This window comes from Chryseobacterium sp. AC405b, from assembly GCF_979258685.1.
Map to the genome: position 1 here is coordinate 1,700,783 of NZ_OZ409877.1, position 22,731 is coordinate 1,723,513.

The 22,731-nt window shown below is 35.3% G+C and carries 17 protein-coding genes; 6 read left to right on the forward strand and 11 right to left on the reverse strand.

Annotation, left to right across the window (positions count from 1 at the left end; all coding sequences use genetic code 11):
- Positions 1 to 2 precede the first annotated feature (2 nt).
- The 6 genes from ACZZZA_RS08285 (at position 3) to pelA (ending at position 9,066) form a co-directional block, all read left to right on the forward strand.
- A complete protein-coding gene (locus ACZZZA_RS08285; RefSeq protein ID WP_463430827.1) occupies positions 3 to 1,481 on the forward strand; it encodes a type I restriction-modification system subunit M in 1,479 nt (492 codons plus the stop codon).
- A 237-nt stretch (positions 1,482 to 1,718) separates the two neighbouring features.
- Positions 1,719 to 2,222: a VIT domain-containing protein gene (locus ACZZZA_RS08290; RefSeq protein ID WP_463430829.1), complete on the forward strand. Its 504-nt coding sequence runs from the start codon at positions 1,719 to 1,721 to the stop codon at positions 2,220 to 2,222.
- Positions 2,223 to 2,260: 38 nt separating this feature from the next.
- Positions 2,261 to 4,744 carry a DUF2135 domain-containing protein gene (locus ACZZZA_RS08295; protein WP_463430831.1) on the forward strand — a complete coding sequence of 828 codons (2,484 nt, stop codon included), beginning with the start codon at positions 2,261 to 2,263 and terminating at the stop codon, positions 4,742 to 4,744.
- 189 nt (positions 4,745 to 4,933) lie between these two features.
- Positions 4,934 to 6,691, forward strand: a complete 1,758-nt coding sequence (locus ACZZZA_RS08300) for a metallophosphoesterase family protein (protein ID WP_463430833.1) — start codon at positions 4,934 to 4,936, stop codon at positions 6,689 to 6,691.
- 157 nt (positions 6,692 to 6,848) lie between these two features.
- On the forward strand, positions 6,849 to 8,036 hold the full coding sequence (locus tag ACZZZA_RS08305; protein WP_463430835.1) for a DUF4861 domain-containing protein: 1,188 nt from the start codon (positions 6,849 to 6,851) through the stop codon (positions 8,034 to 8,036).
- 7 nt (positions 8,037 to 8,043) lie between these two features.
- Entirely contained in the window at positions 8,044 to 9,066 is a 1,023-nt protein-coding gene (gene pelA, locus ACZZZA_RS08310; RefSeq protein WP_463430837.1) for a pectate lyase, read from the forward strand.
- Between the two features lie 224 nt (positions 9,067 to 9,290).
- On the opposite strand, the gene ACZZZA_RS08315 is transcribed toward pelA, so the two are convergent.
- From ACZZZA_RS08315 to ACZZZA_RS08365, 11 genes are all read right to left on the reverse strand, one after another.
- Positions 9,291 to 11,765 carry a glycoside hydrolase family 95 protein gene (locus tag ACZZZA_RS08315; protein WP_463430839.1) on the reverse strand — a complete coding sequence of 825 codons (2,475 nt, stop codon included), beginning with the start codon at positions 11,763 to 11,765 and terminating at the stop codon, positions 9,291 to 9,293.
- A 33-nt stretch (positions 11,766 to 11,798) separates the two neighbouring features.
- On the reverse strand, positions 11,799 to 12,701 hold the full coding sequence (locus ACZZZA_RS08320; RefSeq protein ID WP_463430841.1) for an alpha/beta hydrolase: 903 nt from the start codon (positions 12,699 to 12,701) through the stop codon (positions 11,799 to 11,801).
- A gap of 45 nt (positions 12,702 to 12,746) precedes the next feature.
- Positions 12,747 to 13,088 (reverse strand): cupin domain-containing protein, encoded by a 342-nt coding sequence (locus tag ACZZZA_RS08325; protein ID WP_463430843.1) that lies wholly within the window; start codon positions 13,086 to 13,088, stop codon positions 12,747 to 12,749.
- Positions 13,089 to 13,104: 16 nt separating this feature from the next.
- Positions 13,105 to 13,842 carry a rhamnogalacturonan acetylesterase gene (locus ACZZZA_RS08330; protein ID WP_463430845.1) on the reverse strand — a complete coding sequence of 246 codons (738 nt, stop codon included), beginning with the start codon at positions 13,840 to 13,842 and terminating at the stop codon, positions 13,105 to 13,107.
- A 207-nt stretch (positions 13,843 to 14,049) separates the two neighbouring features.
- Positions 14,050 to 15,027 (reverse strand): pectinesterase family protein, encoded by a 978-nt coding sequence (locus ACZZZA_RS08335; RefSeq protein WP_463430847.1) that lies wholly within the window; start codon positions 15,025 to 15,027, stop codon positions 14,050 to 14,052.
- 41 nt (positions 15,028 to 15,068) lie between these two features.
- Complete coding sequence (locus ACZZZA_RS08340) at positions 15,069 to 15,971, reverse strand: alpha/beta hydrolase (RefSeq protein WP_463430849.1); 903 nt, start codon at positions 15,969 to 15,971, stop codon at positions 15,069 to 15,071.
- 12 nt (positions 15,972 to 15,983) lie between these two features.
- The gene (locus ACZZZA_RS08345; RefSeq protein ID WP_463430851.1) at positions 15,984 to 17,645 is read right to left on the reverse strand and encodes a glycoside hydrolase family 28 protein; all 1,662 of its coding nucleotides are present in this window, start codon (positions 17,643 to 17,645) and stop codon (positions 15,984 to 15,986) included.
- Positions 17,645 to 18,478 carry a rhamnogalacturonan acetylesterase gene (locus tag ACZZZA_RS08350; RefSeq protein WP_463430853.1) on the reverse strand — a complete coding sequence of 278 codons (834 nt, stop codon included), beginning with the start codon at positions 18,476 to 18,478 and terminating at the stop codon, positions 17,645 to 17,647. Before ACZZZA_RS08350 ends, ACZZZA_RS08345 begins: the two co-directional genes overlap by 1 nt.
- Positions 18,479 to 18,627: 149 nt before the next feature.
- On the reverse strand, positions 18,628 to 20,268 hold the full coding sequence (locus ACZZZA_RS08355; protein WP_463430855.1) for a glycoside hydrolase family 43 protein: 1,641 nt from the start codon (positions 20,266 to 20,268) through the stop codon (positions 18,628 to 18,630).
- A gap of 139 nt (positions 20,269 to 20,407) precedes the next feature.
- Complete coding sequence (locus tag ACZZZA_RS08360) at positions 20,408 to 21,667, reverse strand: glycoside hydrolase family 88/105 protein (RefSeq protein WP_463430857.1); 1,260 nt, start codon at positions 21,665 to 21,667, stop codon at positions 20,408 to 20,410.
- A gap of 11 nt (positions 21,668 to 21,678) precedes the next feature.
- Positions 21,679 to 22,689: a DUF4861 family protein gene (locus tag ACZZZA_RS08365; protein ID WP_463430859.1), complete on the reverse strand. Its 1,011-nt coding sequence runs from the start codon at positions 22,687 to 22,689 to the stop codon at positions 21,679 to 21,681.
- Positions 22,690 to 22,731: the final 42 nt, after the last annotated feature.

Here is a 22,731-nt window from a genome sequence, read left to right on the forward strand (position 1 = left end):
TAATGACAACAAATAACTTAGTAGCCAAAATTTGGTCATTTTGTGATACATTAAGAGATGATGGAGTAAGTTACAGTGACTATGTAGAGCAACTTACATTTTTGTTATTTCTAAAGATGGCTGATGAATACTCTCAGCCTCCTTATAATAGAAATTTCAACATTCCAAATAGATGCAGTTGGCAATTTCTATCTTCTCATGAAGAAGATAATTTAACAACAGACTATTTCAATCTACTAACTACACTTTCAGAGCAAGGAGGAATGTTAGGCAAGATATTTTACGGTGCACAAAATAAAATACATGACCATAAAAAACTAAGAAAGCTAATAGATTTAATTAATGAGGAAACTTGGGTATCTGAGTCTGTAGATATAAAAGGAGATATTTACGAATCGCTTTTACAAAAAAGCGCTGAAAGTAGTGGAGCGGGGCAATACTTTACTCCTAGAGCTGTGATTAAAGCCATGGTGGAATGTATTAGACCACAACCTAAAGAAACTATTTGGGATCCAAGTTGTGGTACAGGAGGTTTTTTTCTAGGTGCAATTGAATATTTAAACAATAATTTTAAGAAAGAATTAGAGGAAAAAGACCAAAAAATTTTTTTCCAATTCGATACTTTTAAAGGTTGGGAAATTGTTCCATCAACGGCAAGATTATGTTTAATGAATTTGTTTTTACATGATATTGGAGACCTAATAAAAACACCTGATATTAATATAGAAGATAGTTTAATCAATCCTATCGAAAAAAAAACAAATATTGTATTAGCCAATCCTCCTTTCGGAAAAAGTAGTAGTTACTATATAACTAGTGATAAAAAATTAGCAGAATTTGATGAATATTTTTATAGAAGTGATTTTTGGACAACTACTAGTAATAAGCAATTAGCTTTCATTCAACATATTGTTTCTATGCTTGATGAAAATGGAAGAGCTGCAATTGTATTACCAGACAATGTATTGTTTGAAGGAGGAGCAGGTGAAATAATTAGAAAAAAACTATTAGAAGAAACAAACTTGCATACAATTTTAAGATTACCAACAGGAATTTTTTATGCAAATGGTGTTAAATCTAATGTACTGTTTTTAGAAAAGAAAAAGATTGATAAAAAACCATCAACAAAAGAAGTCTGGTTTTATGATTACAGAACAAATATACACCACACTCTGAAAAAGCAAGTTTTAAAATATGAAAATTTAATACCATTTGTGGAATGTTACCTTTCAGAAGATAAAGATAATACATTAGAAACATGGAGTAGAGATAATCCTAATGGACGTTTTAGGAAGTATAGTTACAATGAAATCATGCTAAGGGATAAAATTAATTTTGATATTTTTTGGCTCAAAGATGATAATTATATTGACTTAGATAGTTTGCCCGAGCCTGAAATATTAGCACAAGAAATAATTGATAGTTTAGAAAGCACATTAAATAGTTTTAAAGAGGTTGTTAAAAGTCTATCCAAAAGTTAAAATAATCCCTAAATCGCCCCCTTTTAAAATCACAATGCTTGAAAGCCCCATAAATAAAGGAAAAAATAAAAAATATTCGAGCCCAGGTGGAACCACTTTTTAAATCAAGCACTTACAGAAATGTAGGTGTTTTTTTTGGGTTTCTATTGATAAATAAAATTCTTTATTTCCAACCTTCTTCCTAATTGCTGCATCAATATATATAATTACATTTGTTAAACTTCAAGCGTTGATGATATGAAAAATTTATGGCTTTTACTTCTAATATGGTTTCCGATGGTATGCTGGGCACAGATTCCAGTGATAGAGACTCCAGACGCAAAGGGTGGTTTTGGAAAAAATAATCAAGTTGTTCTCCAAAAACTGAATATTGAAACTAAAATTATTGGAAACATTTCGACGAATACCATCACGATGGTTTATAGAAATAACTCCAACAGATTGATGGAAGGAAGATTAACTTTTCCGCTTCCGGAAGGGGTAAATGTGAGCGGTTATGCGATTGATATCAATGGTAAATTACGAAATGCAGTTCCTGTAGAAAAGGAAAAAGCAAAAGAAGTCTTTGAAACCATCCAAAAAAGAAATGTCGATCCCGGAATTTTAGAAAAAGTGGAAGGCAATAATTTCAGAACCAGAATTTATCCCATCAATGGCAATGGTGGCGAGAGAACAGTTCAGATTTCCTACAATTATGAATTGAAAAAATCTGGGAATCAGTATCAGTCTTCTTGCCACTGAATTTTGATTATCAAATTCCTGATTTTAAATTGAAGACGATGATTTTTCAAACTCAGATTTCTCCAAAATTAGAAGAAAAACCTGATGGAAGCTTTCAGTTTGTGAATAACGGAAATGTATGGACTGCCGAAACACATAAAACCAATTATAAACCTTCACAAAATCTTAAAATTAGTTTTCCACAGAATGATAGAAGTGAGAATATTTTAATTCAGAAAGCATCAGATAACTCATCTTATTTCTTTGCTAATATTGGAATTAATCCTGATGAAAGAACTAAAAAACTGTCTACTAAAATTGCAATAGTTTGGGATAATTCTTTAAGCGGTTTCAAAGGAGACCATGACAAGGAGTTTGCCCTGTTGGATGAATATTTTAAAGTTAATAAAAATCTCTCTGTCAAAGTATACTTCATCAACAATACATTTGATGAAGGGAAAAGTTTTAAAATAAATAATGGAAATTGGATAGATTTAAAAAGCTATCTATCTCAAACAATTTACGATGGCGGAACCGATTTCAGTCAGTTAAAACAAATAAAAGGAGATGAAATTTTATTTTTCACAGATGGAATGTCATCTTTTGGAGATTTGCAGTTACCTTGGGAAAAGCCCGTTTACACCATTGCCGCATCCAATAAATCGAATTTTAATCAATTAAAATTTATTAGTACCAAAACAGGCGGAGAATTTTTAAATTTAAATGAAAATGATCCCAAAAAAGAGATTCGCAAAATCTTGTACCAAACTTTGAAGTTTTTGGGTGTAGAAAACAATGCTTCTATATCTGAGATTTATCCGGCTTTGCCACAAAGTATTTCTCGGGATTTTGTGTTAACGGGAATTTTGAAAGGAAATCAATCGACTGTAAAAATTTTATTTGGATATGGGAATGAAGTTACGGAAACCAAAATTATTTCTCTAAATACAGAAAAGCAATCGGTAAAAGATTGGGAAATTTCAAAATTTTGGGCGCAGAAAAAACTGAACGAACTGGAAATTTTTGATAAAAAGAATAAAGAAGAAATTAAAAATATCAGCAGACAATTTGGTTTGGTAAGCAACAATATGAGCTTAATGGTTTTGGAAGATGTAAACGATTATGTATGTTACCATATTCCTCCGCCGGCTGAATTGCAAACTGAATATAACGAAATTGTAAAAAATAATAGAAAAGAGCGAGAAGAACGAGTGCAGGATATAATGACGGATTCCGAAGAAATGGCGGAGCGTCTAAAAAATTGGTGGAAGACAGATTTTAGCGTGATAGCAAAATCTTATCCAAAACCGAATTCCGCAAACGCAGATGCAGGCTTCAATAATGTCCCGGATGAAAGCATTGAGATTATTCAAAATGTAATTTCCGAACCGGTGGCTGCTCCAAAAGTTGAAGCTAGTCCGCCAGCATCATCAATGGCAACGAGAGAAGGTCAGGCTTCTCAGGCTATATCCGCAAGAGCGTTGGCAAGTGCCGAAAGAAGTATGCCTACAGTTCAGGCGCTTCAGGGGCAGGCGGCAGGAGTGCAGGTTTCAGTGCGGGGTATACAATCAATTTCCAAAGAAACACAAATTGAAGAAGTAGTAAACAGCGGAAGGATTATTGCAGTCGATGTAAAATCTGATGCAGAATATATGAAGTTTTTTGAATCTTTAAAAAAGTCTGCAGATATATATCAAACCTATTTAAAATACAGAAAAGATTACGAGGAGACCCCTCAATTTTATTTTGATATTGCTCAATTGCTGTTTAAAAATAATGATAAAAAATTACGATTAAAAGTATTGAGTTCTATTGCAGATTTGGATATTGAAAATGAAGAATTATATAAATTATTAGCTTACAAACTGAAACAGTCAGAGGTCTTTGATAAACAGCTTTGGGTTACCCAAAAAGTTTTAGAATGGAGACCTTTTGACCCGCAAAGTTACAGAGATTATGCATTGGCATTAGAAGATAATAAGCAGTATCAGTCAGCTTTAGAAAATTTGTACAAAGTTCTTACGCAGTCTTACACCCAAGAATTGGCAGACAGAGATGACGGTATTGAGGAAATTATTTTAATGGAAATCAATCAGTTGATTACAAATCATAAAAATCAATTGAATGTAAAAAACATCAATCCCAAGATTATTGCAGAGTTGCCTGTGAATATTCGTGTTGTTATCAATTGGAATAAAGACAATACTGATATTGATCTTTGGGTAACAGATCCTAACGGCGAGCGCTGTATGTATTCTAACAACGAAACAAAAATCGGTGGAAGATTGAGTAACGATTTTACCAGTGGCTTCGGTCCGGAGCAATTTTTACTGAAAAAAGCAATCAAAGGAAAATATAAAATTGAAACCAATTTCTTTGGCGAAAATCAAGTAAGTATCTCTGGATCAACAGCGATTATGGCAGAGGTTTTCATCAATTATGCAACCGGAAAGCAGGAGAGAAAAGTGGTGGTTTTCCAAAATAAAACTGACTCAGATCGTGGTGATAAGGAAGGGATCCTGATTGGTGAATTTGAGTTTTAAACTGAATCAAATTTATATTTAACACTCTCAGTAATGGTAGTGTTCTTATTTTACAGACGTTGTAAACTTAAAACAAAAATAAACTTGCGGCAACATTCAATTGATACGAAAACGCTACTTTTCAAGAATTAAAATTTTCAGTTTTGGCGAAACATTTCAAATGCTTTTTTCTTTCTTTTTTTATTTTTTTTGGAAACGTTAAATGCTCAGCAAAAACCTATTCAGATTGCTTTTCTTGCGGATGTCCATTTTCAGGATTTGTACGGTGATTTTTCAGATAACTCTTTCAAAGGAGTTGAAAATCCTCAAACCAAAAAGAAAACTCTGCTGAGAACGATGGATTCACAGCTGCATTCTACAAGAATTTTTAATGAAAATTATTTTGCATTTTTAGCGGCATTGGATGACGTTGCAAAAAGAGGGATTAAGTTAGTCGCTCTTCCCGGAGATTACACAGATGACGGACAAGCCTATAATCTGCGAGGACTTAAGCATATCCTCAATGAATATCAGCACAAATATGGGATGAGGTTTTTTATCACAACAGGAAACCATGATCCGGTAAGCCCATTTTTGAAAAATGGAGGTAAATCTGATTTTTTAGGCGAAAATGGAAGTCCGTTCAATATTTTTAGTGATAAGAATTTAGTTCAAAATAAGAATGTGGAAACCATTATAACGAAAGATATCGCTATGTCCGGTTATCTTGAAATTATGAACGAGTTAAAAGAATTCGGATTTTTACCTTCCAGAAATGATGTATTCTGGCAGACCCCTTTTGATAAAGACTTTTATGAGAATTATAATTTTGAAAATGCTTTAAAAAGTTCAGATTATACCAAACGGATGTACGAAGTCAGTCCGGGTTTTGTGATACCAGATCTAAGTTATGTTGTAGAGCCAGTTGATGGAATCTGGCTTTTGGCGATTGACGGAAACACGTATTTACCCAAAAACATCAAAGGAAATCCTAAAGATCCGGATAATTTTCAAGGCGCATCTGTTGGGTACAACAAGGTCTTATCAAATAAAAAGCACCTCATTGAATGGGTTAAGAATATTTCTCAGGAAGCAGAGAAAAAAGGTAAAGTATTGATAGCTTTTACACATTATCCGATGTTGGATTTTAATGACGGAGCTTCTGCTGATATTAAGAATTTATTAGGCAAAAATAAATGGCAGCTGGAGAGAGTTCCAATCAACGAAGTTGCTGAGGTTTTTTCTGAAGCTGGTATAAAATTGCATTTTGCTGGTCATATGCACATCAATGATACCGGAGTGAAAAAATTTGAAAACGGGAAAATGCTGGTCAATATTCAGGTTCCGTCATTGGCGGCTTATCTTCCGGGATATACAATTCTGACTGTAAATTCGAAGGGTCAGTTTGAGGTAAAAACGGTTTCTATCACCCATGTTCCAAGGTTTGATGAACTTTTCCCGTTGTATAAAAAGGAATTCGAAGCCTTAAAAAGCGGGGATACAAAAGATATTTGGAACGCTGATATTCTAAAGACTAAAAATTATCACGATTTCACTTTATTTCATTTAAAAGAATTGGTGCGAATGAGATTTGTTCCTTCAGACTGGCCAAAAGATTTTATAGAAAAGGCTCAAAAACTTTCCGGCGAATATTTACTTTTTTTAAGTCTAAACAATAAAAAGTCAACCCTTAAAGATTCAAAAAAATATAGAAATTGGAATTTTGAAGACGCCTTACTGAATTTGTATCAATTGCAATCAGCAGATGAACTGGCAAAAAAGGACATTCCTAAAGAAAGACTTTTACAGTTTGAAATTTTGAATAAAAACTTCGAAAAATTGAATACCAAAGATGATTTTCTTCTTCAGCTTACCACTTTTTTTAATATCTTAAATAAGCTTTCTTCCGGAGAACCGGCACATCATTTTAGAATAAATTTTAAAACGAATGAAATTAAAAGGCTGTAAAATGTCTTTAGGAACAAATTAAAATCAATATTTATCTGAAATTCCACTTAACATTTACATCAAAATAGAATCAAACTTAAAATTATTTAACAAAATTTACAATACTTTCATCAACGGATATTCGATAATTTTGTTATTTTTACAAAAACTATATAAGATGTATGTAAGCAAAAAATCAGTTTTCGGATTGATATGCGCAATCGATTGCATTGTTGGTGTTAATCTCGCATCAGCTCAATCTTCAATTCAGGTGAAAAATACTCAGGATTTTTCAAGAAATGAAGTAGTTTCAATTTCTGTCAGTCAATTGAAATCTTTTTTAAATCAAAATAAAGAATCAGAGTTAAGAATAAAAAATGCTCAGAATCAGTATCTTCCGATACAGTGGGTGGATTTTGATGGCGACGGTAGAAGTGACGATCTTCTTTTTCAGACAAAAATTGATGCAAAAAAAACCGCAAAATATACGATTGTTGCAGATTCAAAAACGCCAGTTCCCAAAAGTGAATTGACAACTTATTCAAGACTGGTTCCGGAAAGAGTTGACGATTATACCTGGGAAAATGATAAAATTGCGTTCCGGGTTTATGGCCCGAAAGGTCAGGCAGAAGCTTTGGCTAAAGTAAAAGGAAGTACATTGTCCAGCGGAGTTGATATTTGGTTAAAAAGAACCGAAAAATCTGTTATTAATGATTGGTACAAAGGTTATTTAACTGATCCGATGTATTACCACAAAGACACGAGAGGTGAAGGTTACGACCCGTATCACGTAGGAGACAGCCGTGGAACAGGCGGAATCGGAATATGGAAAGATGAAAAATTACAGGTCTCACAAAATTTCGTGACTTCAAGAACCATTGCAGAAGGTCCGCTAAGAACGGTTTTCGAATTAACTTATGCTCCATGGAGTGAATTTGGAGTGAAAGAAACAAAAAGAATTTCTCTTGATCTCGGCTCAAATTTTTCTAAGTTTGAATCAACTTTTGAATCTGAAAGATCTGCCCCGAATTACACGATCGGAATCACACTTCACAAAAACGAAGGAGAAAGCAAACTCAATGATAAAAACGGATATTACCTGCATTGGGAAAAAATTGACGATGCTTTTGTAGGTGAAGGTATTGTAGTTGATCCGAAAATTATTGAAAAATCAATAGCTTTCAAATCTGAAACTCCTGATCAGAGTAATTTGCTGGTTGTAACAAAACCTCAGAAAAAACTGACGTATTACGCAGGATTTGCATGGCAGAAAAGCAGACAGATAAAAACACAAAAAGATTGGGAAAGCTTATTGAAAAAACAAGCTCAGCTTATTGCCAATCCGTTACTAATTTCTATTAAATAAATTTAAAATGATAAATATAAAATTGACGATAGCTTCATTCTGTCTGATAACAACTGCATCTTTTGCACAGGTAAAAGATACTTTAGCCGAAAAAATGATGGTTTATCAGCTGCCAAATGGTGGTTGGGGAAAACATACCAGTGATAAACAAAATGTAGATTATACTAAAAAGATTGATCCTAAACTTTTAAAAATAATCAAAACGGCTGACAATGATTTTGCAACCATTGATAATAATGCAACTACAAAAGAAATTAATGGTTTAATCAAAGCCTATCAATCGACAAAAAATCCTGCCTATCTAAAATCAGCAGAAAAAGGAATTGAATATCTGCTTTCTATGCAATATGATAATGGTGGTTTTCCTCAGTATTTTCCCAACTCATCGATTTACAGAAAGCAGGTGACGTATAATGATAATGCGATGATTAATGTATTGACGATTTTTAACAAAATTTCTGAAGGAAAAGATGGTTTTGACACTGTAAATTCTCAATTAAAAGAAAAGTCAAAAACCGCTTTGCAAAAAGGAATTGGATGTATTTTGAAAACTCAGATTATACAAAACGGTAAATTGTCTATATGGGCAGATCAGTATAATGAAATTACTTTAAAACCTGAAAAAGCCAGATCTTTTGAACCGATGTCACTAGCCACCGGAGAATCGGTAAATATTGTAAAGTTTCTGATGATGCAACCTGTAAATCCTGAGATCGAAAAATCAATAAAATGTGCAGTACAATGGTTTAAAGAAAGAAAAATCGATGGCTATATGTATGAGGTTTCAAATGTAAACGGAAAAGCAGTGCGTACTCTAAGTAAAAAAGAAGGATCAACAGTCTGGGCGAGATTTTATGATATTCCTACCAACAAACCGGTCTTTGGCGACCGTGACGGAAGTGTGAAGTTCAACTACGAAGAAGTATCAGAAGAACGCAGAATGGGCTACAGCTGGTACAACGAATCGGGAACGAAACTGATTAACAACGAATATCAAAAGTGGCTGAAGAAAAATAATTTGACACAATAACAAAAGAAACCTCATAGTTTTTAAACTTATAAGGTTTGATATAAGACGAAATCCTGACGCAGAAAAGTGTCAGGATTTTTTGTGCAGTTTTTTATGCAGATTTTGTGATTTAAAGAATCTCCTGAATGCGCAAAATTCGGGAGAGCCTAAAATATAATGCTCCCGCAGATCCCAAAGATTTTAAATATAAACATCAGTGAATCCGTGCCATCTTAGGGAAAAAATTATTTCGCTTTAAAGATATAAACACCACCTTTTTCAGTTTTAAAATCAAAAAGCTGAGTTTGCTTCACAGCGAATTCCTTCAAAGCTGATCCCGTAGATTTTAAAGGTGTTTTAATAGCATTTACCTGATAATATTCGTTCAGATTTTCGCCGGTCGCAGGATTTAACTGGGTTTTGGATTGAAGCTGCACATCGTTTCCTAATCTGATTCTCGCATTGCCTCCCAAAGAAGATTTCACAGTCAGTTTCGTTAATGTAGAATTTTTCCATTCCAGATCAACTTCAAAACCACCTCTCGCTTTCAAACCTTTTACAGAACCTTGTGGTAAAGCATCCGGAAGTGCCGGCAAAATATATAAATAACCATCGTAGCTTTGCAAAAGCATCTCTGCAATCCCTGAAGTACAGCCAAAATTTCCATCAATCTGGAACGGCGGATGCGCATCTAGTAAATTAGGATACGTACCGCCGGATTCTCCTTTGTTGTCAACAGGAGCAGGTGATAATTGGTCTGAAATAAGCTTAAAAGCCCGGTTTCCGTCTAATAGTCTTGCCCACCAATTAACTTTCCACCCCATCGACCAGCCTGTAGATTTATCACCACGGTAAATCATTGAATTTTTTGCTGCTTCAGCTAACTCTGCGTTTCTGAAAGGCGAAATCTGTCCCGAAGGAAACAATCCATATAAATGCGAAATATGCCTGTGTTTATCATTGGTTCTGTCCATATCGGTCAGCCATTCCTGCAACTGATTGTGCTGCCCGATTTGCATAGGGGGAAGTTTGCTTAAAGCTGTTTTTATTTCATCCGAAAGGCTTTTATCCTGATTTAAAATTGTTGAAGCATTAATAAAATTATTAAACACATCAAAAATCAACTGATTATCCATCGTTGTTCCTGCTGTGATGCTTACATTTTTGAAATATTTATTTTCGGGAGACATTGATGGTGAAACGACCAGATATTTTTTTGAAGGATCCTGCTGCAGAACATCTAAATAAAACACAGAACAGCCTTTTAAAGCTTCATAATATTTTTTCAAAAATTTCTTATCTCCGGTGTATAAATAATGATTCCAAATGTGCTGGGTAAGCCATGCTCCACCCATGGGCCACATTCCGTAGAAACCGCCGTCAACAATTCCTGTGATTCTCCAGAGATCAGTGTTGTGATGCATGTTCCAGCCTCTTGCATGGTACATTTCTTTAGCAGATTCCTTTCCGGTCACCGACAAATCCTGAATCATATCAAACAAAGGCTCGTGCATTTCGCTGAGGTTGGTGTTTTCGGCAGGCCAATAATTCATTTCTGTATTGATATTAACCGTGTATTTGCTATCCCATGCAGGATTCAACTGATAATTCCAGATTCCCTGCAAATTGGCTGGCTGAGTTCCCTGTTGTGATGACGAAATTAAAAGATAGCGGCCAAACTGAAAATACAGAGCTACCAAATCAGGATCATTTGAGTTCCGGAATTCTTTTATCCTGATATCAGTTGTCTTTTTTACCTGTTCAGTTGTTCCTAAATATAAACGTACCCGGTTAAAATATTTTTGATATTTTTCAACATGAGCTTTCAATTCATCATCGAACTTTTTGCTTGTAGTTTTATTTAAATATTCTGAAACTCTTTCATCAGGATTTCCGGAAAGGTCATTGTATTTTTTGAAATTGGTTGCAATGGAAACATAAATTATGACTTCATCAGCGTCTGTTATTTCAAGTTGATCTTGTATAGACGTCAGTTTCCCTCCTTTCAGAACAGGAAATATCACCGTTTTGAAATTAATTTTTCCGATTTTATTATCAACCGAACTGCTTGTTCCGTTGATGATCAAGTTATTTTTCTCTGTGAAAATAGATTTTTTCAAATGGGGAGTAGACGCATTGATGTTGAAATGTAAGCTTCCTTTTTTACTGGAAGATAATCTGATCATGATCACATTATGGGCAAATGAGGAGAAAATTTCACGCCTAAAAGTCACTCCATTCACTTCATAAGAAACAGTGCTGATTGCTTTTTCAATATCTAAAGTGCGGTTGTAGTTTTTATAATTTTCATGACCTTTAAAATCTAAGAACAAATCTCCCATCGTCTGATACGGCATTCCGTAATTTAAATTTTTTGGTGCTTGTCTTGGATAGGTTTTGTTTGTTAAATCCTGTGCGGCTTCATATTTTCCTTCATTAATGAGTTGTCTGACTTTCTGAATGCTGTCAAAAGTATTTTTCGGAACATTATTTCCGGGTTCACCTGCCCAGATCGTTTCCTCATTCAATTGAAGGTGTTCCTGAGTTGCAACCCCAAAAACCATTGCACCCAATTTTCCGTTTCCGATGGGAAGAGCTTCATTCCAGTTTTCTGCAGGTGTGTTGTAAGTTAATTTTAAATTCTGTTGTGCAAATGTGAAAACTGAAATCAATAATCCACAAGCCAGTAAAAAGTTTTTATGTTGAATGTTTTTACGCATGATTTCATTTAATTGTTATAATTTTTTAAATTATCATTTATTAATGAGCGTTTTAAGCCAGTCTGAGCATAGTTTTTTCCAGTTGTCTGTCAGTTCAGATTTGTTTGTAATACCTATTTTATGTTCACCTTCAGGAAAAATAAACATCGCGCCTTTTACTTTGTTTTTTGTCATTGCCTGATAATAAAGAATGCTGTTGGTAACCTGAACTGTACGGTCATTTTGTGCATGAAATAAAATGGTAGGAGGTGTTTTTTCTGTTACCCGGTTTTGCATAGAATATTCGCTGATTTTTTCCGGTGAAGCATTTTCGCCAAGTAAACTGTTGCGGCTTCCTACGTGTGCAAATTCTCCCAGATCAATAACAGGAGACACCAGAATAGCAAAATTAGGAATGGTAGAAATACCTTCCCAATCGCCTTTTAATTCTGTGTAATCTGTAGAAATATTACTCACTGTCGCAGCAAGATGTCCTCCTGCAGAAGTACCTATCACACCAATCTGATCGGGCGAAATACCATATTGTGAAGCGTTTTTTCTGATGTATTTGATCGCCGCCTGAATATCCTGTAAAGGAGCGATTTCTTTCTGTTTTAAATCGGGCGAAGTGGGGAGTCTGTAATTTAGAACAAAAGCAGAAATTCCCAACGTATTAAACCATTTTGCAATTTGGTAACCCCCAAGATCGTAAGTAAGTTTATAATATCCGCCACCAGGAATTACGATTACTGCCATCTGTTTTCTGTCTTCTTTAGGTGGTAAGAATGCGAAAAGTTCAGTTTCCTTTAATTGTACAATTCTGCCGTCTTTTTCTTCTGTCTTCAATTGCAGCCCTTTGGAATTGGGCATCTGACCTTTTGGCCAGACGATGATTTTTTCCTGAGCTGAGAACTGATTAAAAAGTAAAATCATAAGTAAGAAAACCGTTTTTTTCATGGCTGGTAATTTTAGATATTAAAAAAAATCCTCGAATGATTAGAATTAATCTTTTAGAAAATCTTCTCTGAAAGGTGTAAAAGAATCAATTAACTGACCTGCTTCCAAACATTTTACCCCATGAAAAATATTGGGCTGGGCAAAAAATCCGTCGCCTTGATGTAAGATTTTTGTTTCACCGTCCACAGTTACTTCAAATTGACCTGAAGCAACATATGTGATCTGCGAGTGAAAATGCTGATGTAAAACTCCGATTGCGTCTTTCTCAAATTTTACGATGACCATCATAATCTGAGAATTGTATCCTACAAATTGTCGTGAAACACCGTTTCCTAAATTTTCCCATTCGGAATTACCATCGAAGAATGATTCTTTTTTGAAATTCATTTTATTTTGTGTTAGACTATTTTATATATTTTTCTAAACCGGTCTTTAGACCTTTCAAAGACTTCAAAGCCAGTTTTGCAACCGTCTCTGCACCTAGTTTTGATAAATGCGTGTCATCAGCTTTATCTTTAGTGTAATATGCATTTTCACCTTCTTTAAAGTATAAATGAAGTTTTTTTGAATTCTCCGGACCGTAAGAAATTTCCATCTGCTCGGTCAGTAATTGCATATCTACAAAATCCACCTTCATATTATCGGCAACCATTCTTACCATCAAAGGATAATCTGTGTGAGTATCAATCAAAACTCCATTTTCATTAAAATTTCTTCTTGTGATGGATGTCATCAGGATGGGTGTTGCTCCTTTTGCCCTGGTTTCATTCACATATCTTTCGAGATTGGCTCTGTATTGGGTATGAGGATTTGTAAATTTTGTTGAGTCTTTCAGTTTCTGATCATTATGTCCAAACTGAATGATGACAAAATCGCCTTTTTTAAGCTGTTTCTCCACTTTGTCCCATCTGCCTTCTGTTCGGAAACTTTTTGAGCTTCGTCCGTTCATTGCGTGATTTTGAATTTCAATACCTGTTGTTAAAAATTGTGGTAAAACTTGTCCCCAACCGTGTTCAGGATTTTTATCGGGATTATCTTTATTTGACATGGTAGAATCGCCAATTAAAAATAAAGTAGGCTTTTTCTGTGCTGACGATACTACTGAAATTACGAAACTTAGAATTAAAAGTATTTTTTTCATTGTATAAATTGATTTTTTAGCTCTGACAAGCTCAGCATGACATTTCTAATACTAAACGCTTTAAAAATTTGAATAAGTATTGTTGAATTGATTTTATAATTTGTGTCGCGCTTCAAACAATAGATTTTTCTTAACGTTCACAGAATTAATTTTCTTAACGCTCCATTTTCCTATGTCGTTATTGCAGTAATAATGATTCATTACCCATTACTTATTACTCATATTAGGATTCCAATCGCTGAAAATATTTTTGATGGTGTATTTTTTTGCTTCTTTTTTTGTCAATTGATGTGACCAGGCAACTCTTTGAGAGATATTTCCCCCTTCACCTTTACTTTTGAATTCTGCGTAATATGCGGTTTTATCTTTATCAGGAAACATTTTGTCACCTTTCCAGGAATTCCAGCCTTCGGGAAGGATGTGTTTTCCCATTTCTGTATTGATGAAGACTGTTTTTGCATACGGTCTCCAGGGTCTTCCGAGGAATACTTTTGTAATGTCATCTTTTGCAATCAATCTGCAATCAAAAAATACATAACCAAATTGCTTAGACTGATCTGTTGAAGCAGCAGTAATAAAAGAATTGGCTAAACTTTTAATGATACAATTTTTAAAAACAACTGTTGCTGAACCGAAAATAAAGTCCGTTGTTCCTTCAATATAACAGTTTTCGTAATACTGTCTGCTGTGATTTCCTCCTGTATAAATGGTATCCTGACAACCCAAAATTTTAGAATCTTTCATCACAAACCGGTCACCTTCTACATGTAGGGCAACTGCCTGTCCCTGATTGCAAGAACTATTTTGAATGGTTAAATTAAAAATTTTAATATCATCCGACATGATCAAAAGCGTGTACGAATTGAACGTAGTCATTTTCTCGTTTAAAGCATCCGGTTTTCCGGAATAATCATCGTTTGTGATAATGGTGTTTTCTTTATTTTCGCCTTGTAAAGTTATCTTATGTTTTGAGGACGGAATAACAATTTTTTCGTGATAAGTGCCTGCTTTTATCTTTACCAAAGCTTCTCCGGGACCCAAATCCCGAATTGAAGTAATGGCTTTCTGAATGGATGTAAATTCTCCGCTTCCGTCTTTGGCAACAGTGATCGTGATATACGGATCTGTTCCGGCAAAAAGAAAGTTGGCTGCAGAAATGAACCATATTAAAATTAATTTCTTCATAAATTTCTCATCTTTATTTAAACTTAACTTCAGTTTCAGTCTTATTTTAATGTTTTATCTAAAAAGTTAACCGTCAAATTGAATGTTTCTGTAAACCAGGGTTCAGCAGACCAGAATGAGTGGGGCGTATCTTTTATTTCGTGAAACTCTGTCGGAATATTAAAACTCCTCAATTTTTTCATCATATCATCCCGTCCGGCGTGAAAGCGGGGCTGTGAACTGTTGATGAAAAGGGTAGGAGGTGTATTTTTATTTACAAATTCCAAAGGTGAGGCATCTGTCCAGTTTTTGAGATTCACATTTCTGTCGCCATCCAGCCAGAATGCTGCATAAGTGCTTTCTTCGGCTTCTGGATGAATGAACGAGACAATTCCGTCTATGTTCACAATAGCTTTTATTTTACCTTTAGATTTTACCCCAACCAACGTAGCAATTTGTGCTCCTGCTGATTCTCCCAAAACTGCGATTTTCTTCGGGTCTAAAAAATATTTTTTTTTATTTTTCTTTAAAAACTGAAGGGCACTTTCCACATCATCTATTGCTGCCGGATATTTTGCCACTTCACTCAGACGATAACCGACTGCAATGGCAACATACCCTTTTGCAGCCAATTCCTGAGCCATATATTTTTCGTTTTCTTTACTTCCGGAAATCCAGCCGCCCCCATGAACCAAAGCAATTCCGGGATGCCTGTTTGATTGATCAAGAGGATAATAGATATCTGCTTTTAATGACAATCCGTTGATATTGGCGTATTCCACGTCTTTATCGATCCGGATATTTTGCGGAACAGGTCTGTTCAAAGGAGTGATGAAAGGATGTTTCTTTTTTAGTTTTTCGTAGGTTGCTTCGTTGGTGTAAGGAGAAGCATTCGGCTTTATCTGTCCGAATGCTTTTGCTCCTACAAAAAAAACAAAAAGAAAATATAGTTTGTGAAAACTCATATTCAAATAAAATTATTTAACTGCATTTTTTGCAATCTCTTTCGAAATCTGCAATTGCTCGCCTTTTACTTCTTTCGGAAGTTTTACTGCCGAAGTTTTAGCACCTAAAACCTTAATGGTTGGCTTTTGAGATGATGTCAACTGCAAAGTTGAAAGATCTATATTTTTACTGTTGTAAATCACTGCACCAGTACCTTCAGTATAATTTAATTTTACATTTTTTAATGTAATACCGTCTGCATCAACTATTGTTAAAGCTTTTTTGGTGTCAAACTGAGAGTCTTCAATCACAATGTTTTTAATATTCATTTCAGCCAAACCGTTGATGGTAAGTGCTTCATAAGAATTTACCGCATTGATATTTTTAAAATAAATATTTCTGAAAACCGGTGTTTCTTCTGTTACCGGAAATACTTTTTCAGGAACTTTATTGCCTTCAGATTTTTGTCCGTCTTCCAAAACAGGAGAAGCTCCTTCGTAGAACATATTAAAGCCAATCGTCTGTGTAGGGATATCAATCATATCAATATTTTTAATATAAATATTTTCTACCACACCACCTCTTCCCCGAGTAGTTTTGAAACGGAGACCAATGTCTGTGCCGATAAAGGTACAATCTGAAACATGGATGTTTCTTGCGCCTCCCGACATTTCGCTGCCGATAACGAAACCTCCGTGACCGTGGTACACTACATTGTTTTTAATGATTACATTTTCGGTAGGCATTCCTCTTTTTCTTCCGTCCAGATCTTTTCCGGATTTTATACAGATCGCATCATCACCCACATCAAAAGTATTGTCATAGATCAAAACATTTTTACAAGATTCTAAATCTACACCGTCACCGTTCTGAGAATACCAAGGATTTCTTACCGTAAGATTTCTTAAAATAACATTCGAGCACATCAACGGATGAAGATTCCATGCGGGAGAATTCTGGAAAGTAGGGCCGTCTAAAAGAACCTGATCACATCCTACCAAACTTACCATTACCGGACGTAGAAAATCTTTTACAGATTCTAAATCTGATTTTGAAATTTTGTCCGGAACATTAAAATTTGAGCTGCTTTCAAATCCTTTTTTATAACTTTCTGATGGAAACCAAGTTTTTCCGTCTGCAGATAGAACACCGCCGGATGATACAAATTTTTTCCACTCACCTTCTGCCAGTTTACTTTTTTTAACGGCTCTCCATGCATCACCACTGCCATCAATCACACCTTTTCCGGTGATGGCTATGTTTTTGGCATTTTTGGCATTGATAGGAGAGGTACAACGGATCGTTTCTAAACCTTCAAAACTTACATCCACCAAAGGATAATCATTTTTATCTTTACTGAAAACCAAAAAAGAGCCCTTTTCTACATGAAGATTGATATTGCTTTTTAATTCGATAGGACCAGTCAGCCACATTCCTCTGGGAACAACCAGTTTGCCGCCACCTTTTTTTACCAATGCATCGATTGCTTTTTTGAAAGCTTCTGTATTTTTAACTTTTCCACCAGAAATACCACCATAATCTTTAATGGAAACTGTGTTTGCAGGAAAAGATGTTTCCGCAACCTGCGGCATTTTAAATTCAATATTTTTGTAAATGTCTACGTTTTGTGCGTATGTCTGTCCCGAAAACATCATCGCTGCAATGAGAGCAACTATTTTGAATGACTTCTTCATTATTTATTATTTAGTTTAATTATATTTTTCAATTCGGTGAACACCATCTGTGCGGTTACTTTTGCTCCTTCGGTCTGAAAGTGCGTGTTGTCTTTCTGTCCTTTAGGATAAGCTTCATAAATTCCTTCCGGAAAATTCATAAAATAATGACTGGTTACATAGTCTTGACCTTTTCTGGTGAAAAAATTCATTGATAATTTATTTAAATCGATGTAAGGAACATTCATTTCCTTCGCAATATCGATCGGAGCCTGCCAGTATTCTCCGTGAATATTTTCTAATTTTCCTTCTTTCCAGGGATAGTTTCTTGCAACCGGAGTGAGAATTATCGGTTTTCCGCCTTTCTGCAGAGTCTGGGTTACGAATAATCTTAAAAATTCTTTGTAGCCCTGAATATTCACATACCGTTCTGTATGTTTTTCTGAACCATCGTTGTGACCAAACTGCATGATGACGTAATCATTTGGTTGCAGATTTTCATAAACATATCGCCATCTTCCTTCCTGAAAAAAAGTCCTCGTACTTCTTCCGCCATGTGCCCGGTTGATAATTTGTACTGAATCTTTTAATGCTGTTAAACCTTTTAAACTGTCTTTTACAAAAAAAGACTGAAAAACCTGTCCCCATCCTGTAATGGGATATCGCACTTTCATGTAATCTTTTCCAGGCTCATAATCTCCGGTGTAATCTGCCATTGTAGAATCGCCGATGAGGTAAATATGAGTGACTTTCTTATCGACTTTATTTTTGGTTACTACATTTTGAGACTGACATGAAGCCAGAAGAAATGCTGTAACTAAAAATGAAATGATATGAAAGACTTTTTTGTTCATACTTATATATTGTGGGTAATCGAAAAGGCAGAGTTTATGTAGACTCTTTCACAGTTTTTTGTCATTCCGGAGGAATCTAAATTATTAAATGAAGCTACTCTGTAGATTCCTCCGGAATGACAAACTTTACGGTTTCTTTAATATTCCTATTAATTTTTTGTTATTCTAAAATATTCAAAATCTGCATATCCACCTCGGTTTGCTTTCTGTGTGCTAACAGAATATAATCCTACTTTAGCCCCGATCCATTTTCCGGGCTTTGCCTGAAATGGCTCGCCTGCTTTGATGAAATTTTTACCGTTTTCGCTGTAGCTGAATGTGCAAATTCCGTTTGGTTCACTAACGTTGACTTTAAAATAAGCTTCGTTTCCTTTTAACTTTGTCTCAAATAATAATTTTTCTACACCCATTTTATCAGCTTTTTCAGCTTTTCGTAACTGAACATAATATCCGTCTGGTTTGTTGGTAATTACAATTGAAGCATGATCCAATCCCATGACCAAAAGTCCGGCAGTTTTTCCTTCTTTGGCGTCTTCGGGAGTTAATTTAACTTTAGTGGAAGCTACAAAATTAGGAGCCGGAAATTTCTGAGTCAACAAATTCGGAACATTCCAAAGGTTTACTTCACCTTCAGGAACTTTCATTGAGAATAATCTCAGGAATTTCTGTCCGGGAAGTTTAGATGACCAGACGATGTTTTCGTTGGCGCTCCATTGCCATTGTAAGCCTAATTTTTCACCATCAAATTCATCCGTTTCAGTTGGAGTAACGATGGGGTATGTCTTACCAACGTTCGGTTTTTTATAATTTAAAACAGGCTCTCCGATTCCGTTTTTATCGTTGTCGATTCCCATTACAGGCCAGTCTTTTTCCCATTTCATTGGCTGCAAATGCACGATTCTTCCTCCTGCATCTACATCCTGAAAATGATAGAACCAGTCTTCTCCGGAAGGTGTATCAACCCAAGCTCCCTGATGCGGACCGTTGATTTTTGTTTTTCCCTGCTCAAGAACAATTTTCTCTTCGTAAGGACCGTAAATGTTTTTTGATCTTAAAACCAATTGCCATCCTGTCGCTACACCTCCCGCCGGAGCGAAGATATAGTAGTAGCCATTTCTCTTGTACATTTTCGGACCTTCAACCGTAGGATGAGCCTCGTGACCATCAAAAATATGAACACCTTTATCTAAAACTTTTGTTCCTTCGGGATTCATCTTATTCAATGACAAAATACTTTTAACTCCTGCACGGCTTCCTGCCCAACCGTGAACCAAATAGGCCTGTCCGTTTTCATCCCAGAAAGGGCAAGAATCAATTAAACCTTTTCCTTCCATCACCAAAACAGGTTCGTCCCATTTTCCAAGCGGATCTTTTGTTTTCACCATGTAAATTCCGTAATCCGGGTCGCCCCAGTAGATGTAGAATTCACCTTTGTGAAAACGGATACTCGGCGCCCAGACTGCATCTCCTCTTCTTGGAACAGAAAAATGTTCTTTTGGCAAAACATCCTGAATGGCGTAATTAACCAGTTTCCAGTTGACCATATCTTTTGAATGAAGAATTGGCAATCCCGGAGCTTCGTTGAAACTTGAAGCGGTCATGTAATAATCATCACCAACTCGGATAACGTCGGGATCTGAATAATCTGCATATAAAATAGGATTTCTAAAGTTTTTTCCCTGATCAGCAGTCCAGACTTCTGATACGTATGGTTTTTCCTGTGCATTCAGATAAGTTGATGCAATTGAAAATGCGGTGATTGAAAGTATATTTAAAAATTTGTTTGTCATAAAATCAGATTTTTAATCTGGGTTTAAACGCAATAGGCGAAAAGTTTTCTTGTTCCCCTAATATTTTTCGTTCGGAAAGGTGTTTGACTTCTTCGAATTTTCGATTTCACTTAGCAAAGGCTAAATTCTTAGCTTTTAATTATTTTTCAAATTCTAAGCTTGCCAGAATGAAAGGTCCCGTTCCTTTTCCGTCGTTTGAACGGATTTCTTCATTCACATAATATTCATAAGAGCCGTCTCTGTAAGGTTTTCCGCCTAAACCGGCAACCGCACAACATTTATTTAAATTCACCACTCCGTTTTCGTCTACTGTGATTAAGTTTTTGATGATTCCGTCGTAGCCTTTTTTAGCAGCAGCTTTGTATGATTTTGGAAGATATCCTTTGTTCACCGATTTAATCATTGTATAGACAAACATTGCCGAAGCCGTTGCCTCTTCATAGTTACCGTTAGCCAAAGGCTTATCCAAAACCTGATACCAAAGTCCTGATTTTTGATCCTGATATTTAATAACAGCATCAGAATAGGATTTGATGTAAGATATAATCCTCGCTCTTCCCGGATGATTTTCAGGTAAATAATCAAGAACGTCTACCATTGCCATTCCGTACCATCCCATTGCTCTTCCCCAGAAATTAGGTGAAAGTCCGGTTTTTTTGTCTGCCCATGCTTGTTCTTTGCTTTCGTCCCAAGCATGATACAGCAATCCTGTTTTTTTGTCTAAAAGGTTTTTCTGAACCGAATCAAACTGGAAAACAATATCGTCATATGCTTTTGCAGCAGCATCACCTTTTACGAAATCTTTTGTATAATGCGTATAGAAAGGCATTCCCATGTAAAGACCGTCTAGCCAAACTTGGTAAGGGTATATTTTTTTATGCCAGAAAGAACCTTCGTTGGTTCTCGGTTGACCATCGATTTGTAAACGAAGTGTCTGAAGGGCTTTCAGGTATTTCTCTTTTTTCTCTTTTTCATAAAGATAAAGCAACACATTTCCGCTGTTCAGCATATCAATGTTGTACTTGTCGAGGTCGTAAGTAAGAATAGTACCGTCTTCTTTGATCAGTTTTTCTCCAAAATCGCTGATATATGTATAGTATTCTTTTTTACCTGTTTTCATATAAAGTTGCTCTGCACCGTCTAAAACGATGGCTGAAGGATATGTCCATTTCGGGCTTTTGCTAAAATCAAGCATCCATGCTTCAGGAAATCTCTGCATTTCTGAAAGCATCATTCTTTCTGACCATTTTAGATTGGTGGGAACTACTTTTCCTGATTGTAAGGTTTCGGAAGAAGGTTTCGAAGCAGTTGCAGTTTTTGTCTGTGCACAAGCTAAGAATATTCCTGAACCTAAAACAGCAACAGAATATATTTTTAATTTTTGACGAATAAAATTCATTGTATTCAATTTTAAAGTTGATTGTTATTATCTAGAATTTCTAATTTTTTATCTAAATCTTTGTAAAATTCTGTTTCGGTTTTAATTCCGTTCGGTTCCTGCGACCATGCTCCCATAAAATAATACGAAACATTTTTAGTCTTTTTAAAAATTACCGTGTGCGTAGATTTTGTTTTCACATATTTGTCGAAACTTTCGATAGGGTAGAAGATCACCATTCCTAAATTATCGTCTTTTTTGGCTAAAGTCTGCGTTCCGTAAGTAGCAATGTAGCCCCATTTTTTATTTTTGCTGACCGCCTGTTTCATCGGAATGTCTTTAAATGCAACAATCCCCGTACACAAACCTGAAAGTGTTTCATTTAAACTTAAATCAACTTTTACAAAACGGTCTTTATTGAAAATTGTCAGCTTAGACTGAAGGTCAACTGCTTTTCCCCATGTTTTCCAGCCTTTGTAATCGATGGTTGCAAAAGATTTGTCACTTTCGTTTACGACTTTTGCAGTGGTGCTTTTTACAGTTTTAAAAGTTTCCACAAAATCATTCTGCTCATCATATCTACCGTAAGAACCAACGCCAATGGTACGACCTGATTTCAAAATATCCTGCCCCCAAGTTGAATCGTGGTGATAAGATTCAAAACCGTCTTGCCCAACTTCTGGTAAAACTAAAGTATTTACTTTTTTACCAAAAATATCTGTCGCATTTCTCCAGTCTAAATACAGTCTGTAGCCGATTTGATTGTTTTCTAAACCGATTCCTTCATATCGGATGTAGTAGGAATGGTCAGTATGTTCTGCGGGAAGTGTTAATTCATTAACGTTTTTAAAACTTCCTCCGATATATTCGTTTTCCTGCCATTTTCCGCCTTCTTTTACGGATAATTCAGCGTAAGAAAAAGGAGCTTTTGGATTTTTACGGATTTTTTCGATCACATTTTTCTGTGCGAAAGAGGAACCGCCGGCGAAAACGGCTGCCGCTAAAAATATTCTGAATACGTTTGATGTTATTTGTACTGACATTATTTTTTAATTTGGATCATTTGATTGGTCTGAAAGTTAAGT

What these genes read in the sequence shown, in the direction of transcription:
- ACZZZA_RS08305 (WP_463430835.1), top strand. Translation starts at nt 6,849, where the DNA reads ATGTATGTAAGCAAAAAATCAGTTTTCGGATTGATATGCGCAATCGAT.
- ACZZZA_RS08345 (WP_463430851.1), bottom strand. Translation starts at nt 17,645, where the DNA reads ATGAAGAAGTCATTCAAAATAGTTGCTCTCATTGCAGCGATGATGTTT.
- ACZZZA_RS08360 (WP_463430857.1), bottom strand. Translation starts at nt 21,667, where the DNA reads ATGAATTTTATTCGTCAAAAATTAAAAATATATTCTGTTGCTGTTTTA.
- ACZZZA_RS08285 (WP_463430827.1), top strand. Translation starts at nt 3, where the DNA reads ATGACAACAAATAACTTAGTAGCCAAAATTTGGTCATTTTGTGATACA.
- ACZZZA_RS08290 (WP_463430829.1), top strand. Translation starts at nt 1,719, where the DNA reads ATGAAAAATTTATGGCTTTTACTTCTAATATGGTTTCCGATGGTATGC.
- ACZZZA_RS08325 (WP_463430843.1), bottom strand. Translation starts at nt 13,088, where the DNA reads ATGAATTTCAAAAAAGAATCATTCTTCGATGGTAATTCCGAATGGGAA.
- ACZZZA_RS08350 (WP_463430853.1), bottom strand. Translation starts at nt 18,478, where the DNA reads ATGAACAAAAAAGTCTTTCATATCATTTCATTTTTAGTTACAGCATTT.
- ACZZZA_RS08315 (WP_463430839.1), bottom strand. Translation starts at nt 11,765, where the DNA reads ATGCGTAAAAACATTCAACATAAAAACTTTTTACTGGCTTGTGGATTA.
- ACZZZA_RS08365 (WP_463430859.1), bottom strand. Translation starts at nt 22,689, where the DNA reads ATGTCAGTACAAATAACATCAAACGTATTCAGAATATTTTTAGCGGCA.
- ACZZZA_RS08295 (WP_463430831.1), top strand. Translation starts at nt 2,261, where the DNA reads ATGATTTTTCAAACTCAGATTTCTCCAAAATTAGAAGAAAAACCTGAT.
- ACZZZA_RS08330 (WP_463430845.1), bottom strand. Translation starts at nt 13,842, where the DNA reads ATGAAAAAAATACTTTTAATTCTAAGTTTCGTAATTTCAGTAGTATCG.
- ACZZZA_RS08340 (WP_463430849.1), bottom strand. Translation starts at nt 15,971, where the DNA reads ATGAGTTTTCACAAACTATATTTTCTTTTTGTTTTTTTTGTAGGAGCA.
- ACZZZA_RS08320 (WP_463430841.1), bottom strand. Translation starts at nt 12,701, where the DNA reads ATGAAAAAAACGGTTTTCTTACTTATGATTTTACTTTTTAATCAGTTC.
- ACZZZA_RS08355 (WP_463430855.1), bottom strand. Translation starts at nt 20,268, where the DNA reads ATGACAAACAAATTTTTAAATATACTTTCAATCACCGCATTTTCAATT.
- ACZZZA_RS08335 (WP_463430847.1), bottom strand. Translation starts at nt 15,027, where the DNA reads ATGAAGAAATTAATTTTAATATGGTTCATTTCTGCAGCCAACTTTCTT.
- pelA (WP_463430837.1), top strand. Translation starts at nt 8,044, where the DNA reads ATGATAAATATAAAATTGACGATAGCTTCATTCTGTCTGATAACAACT.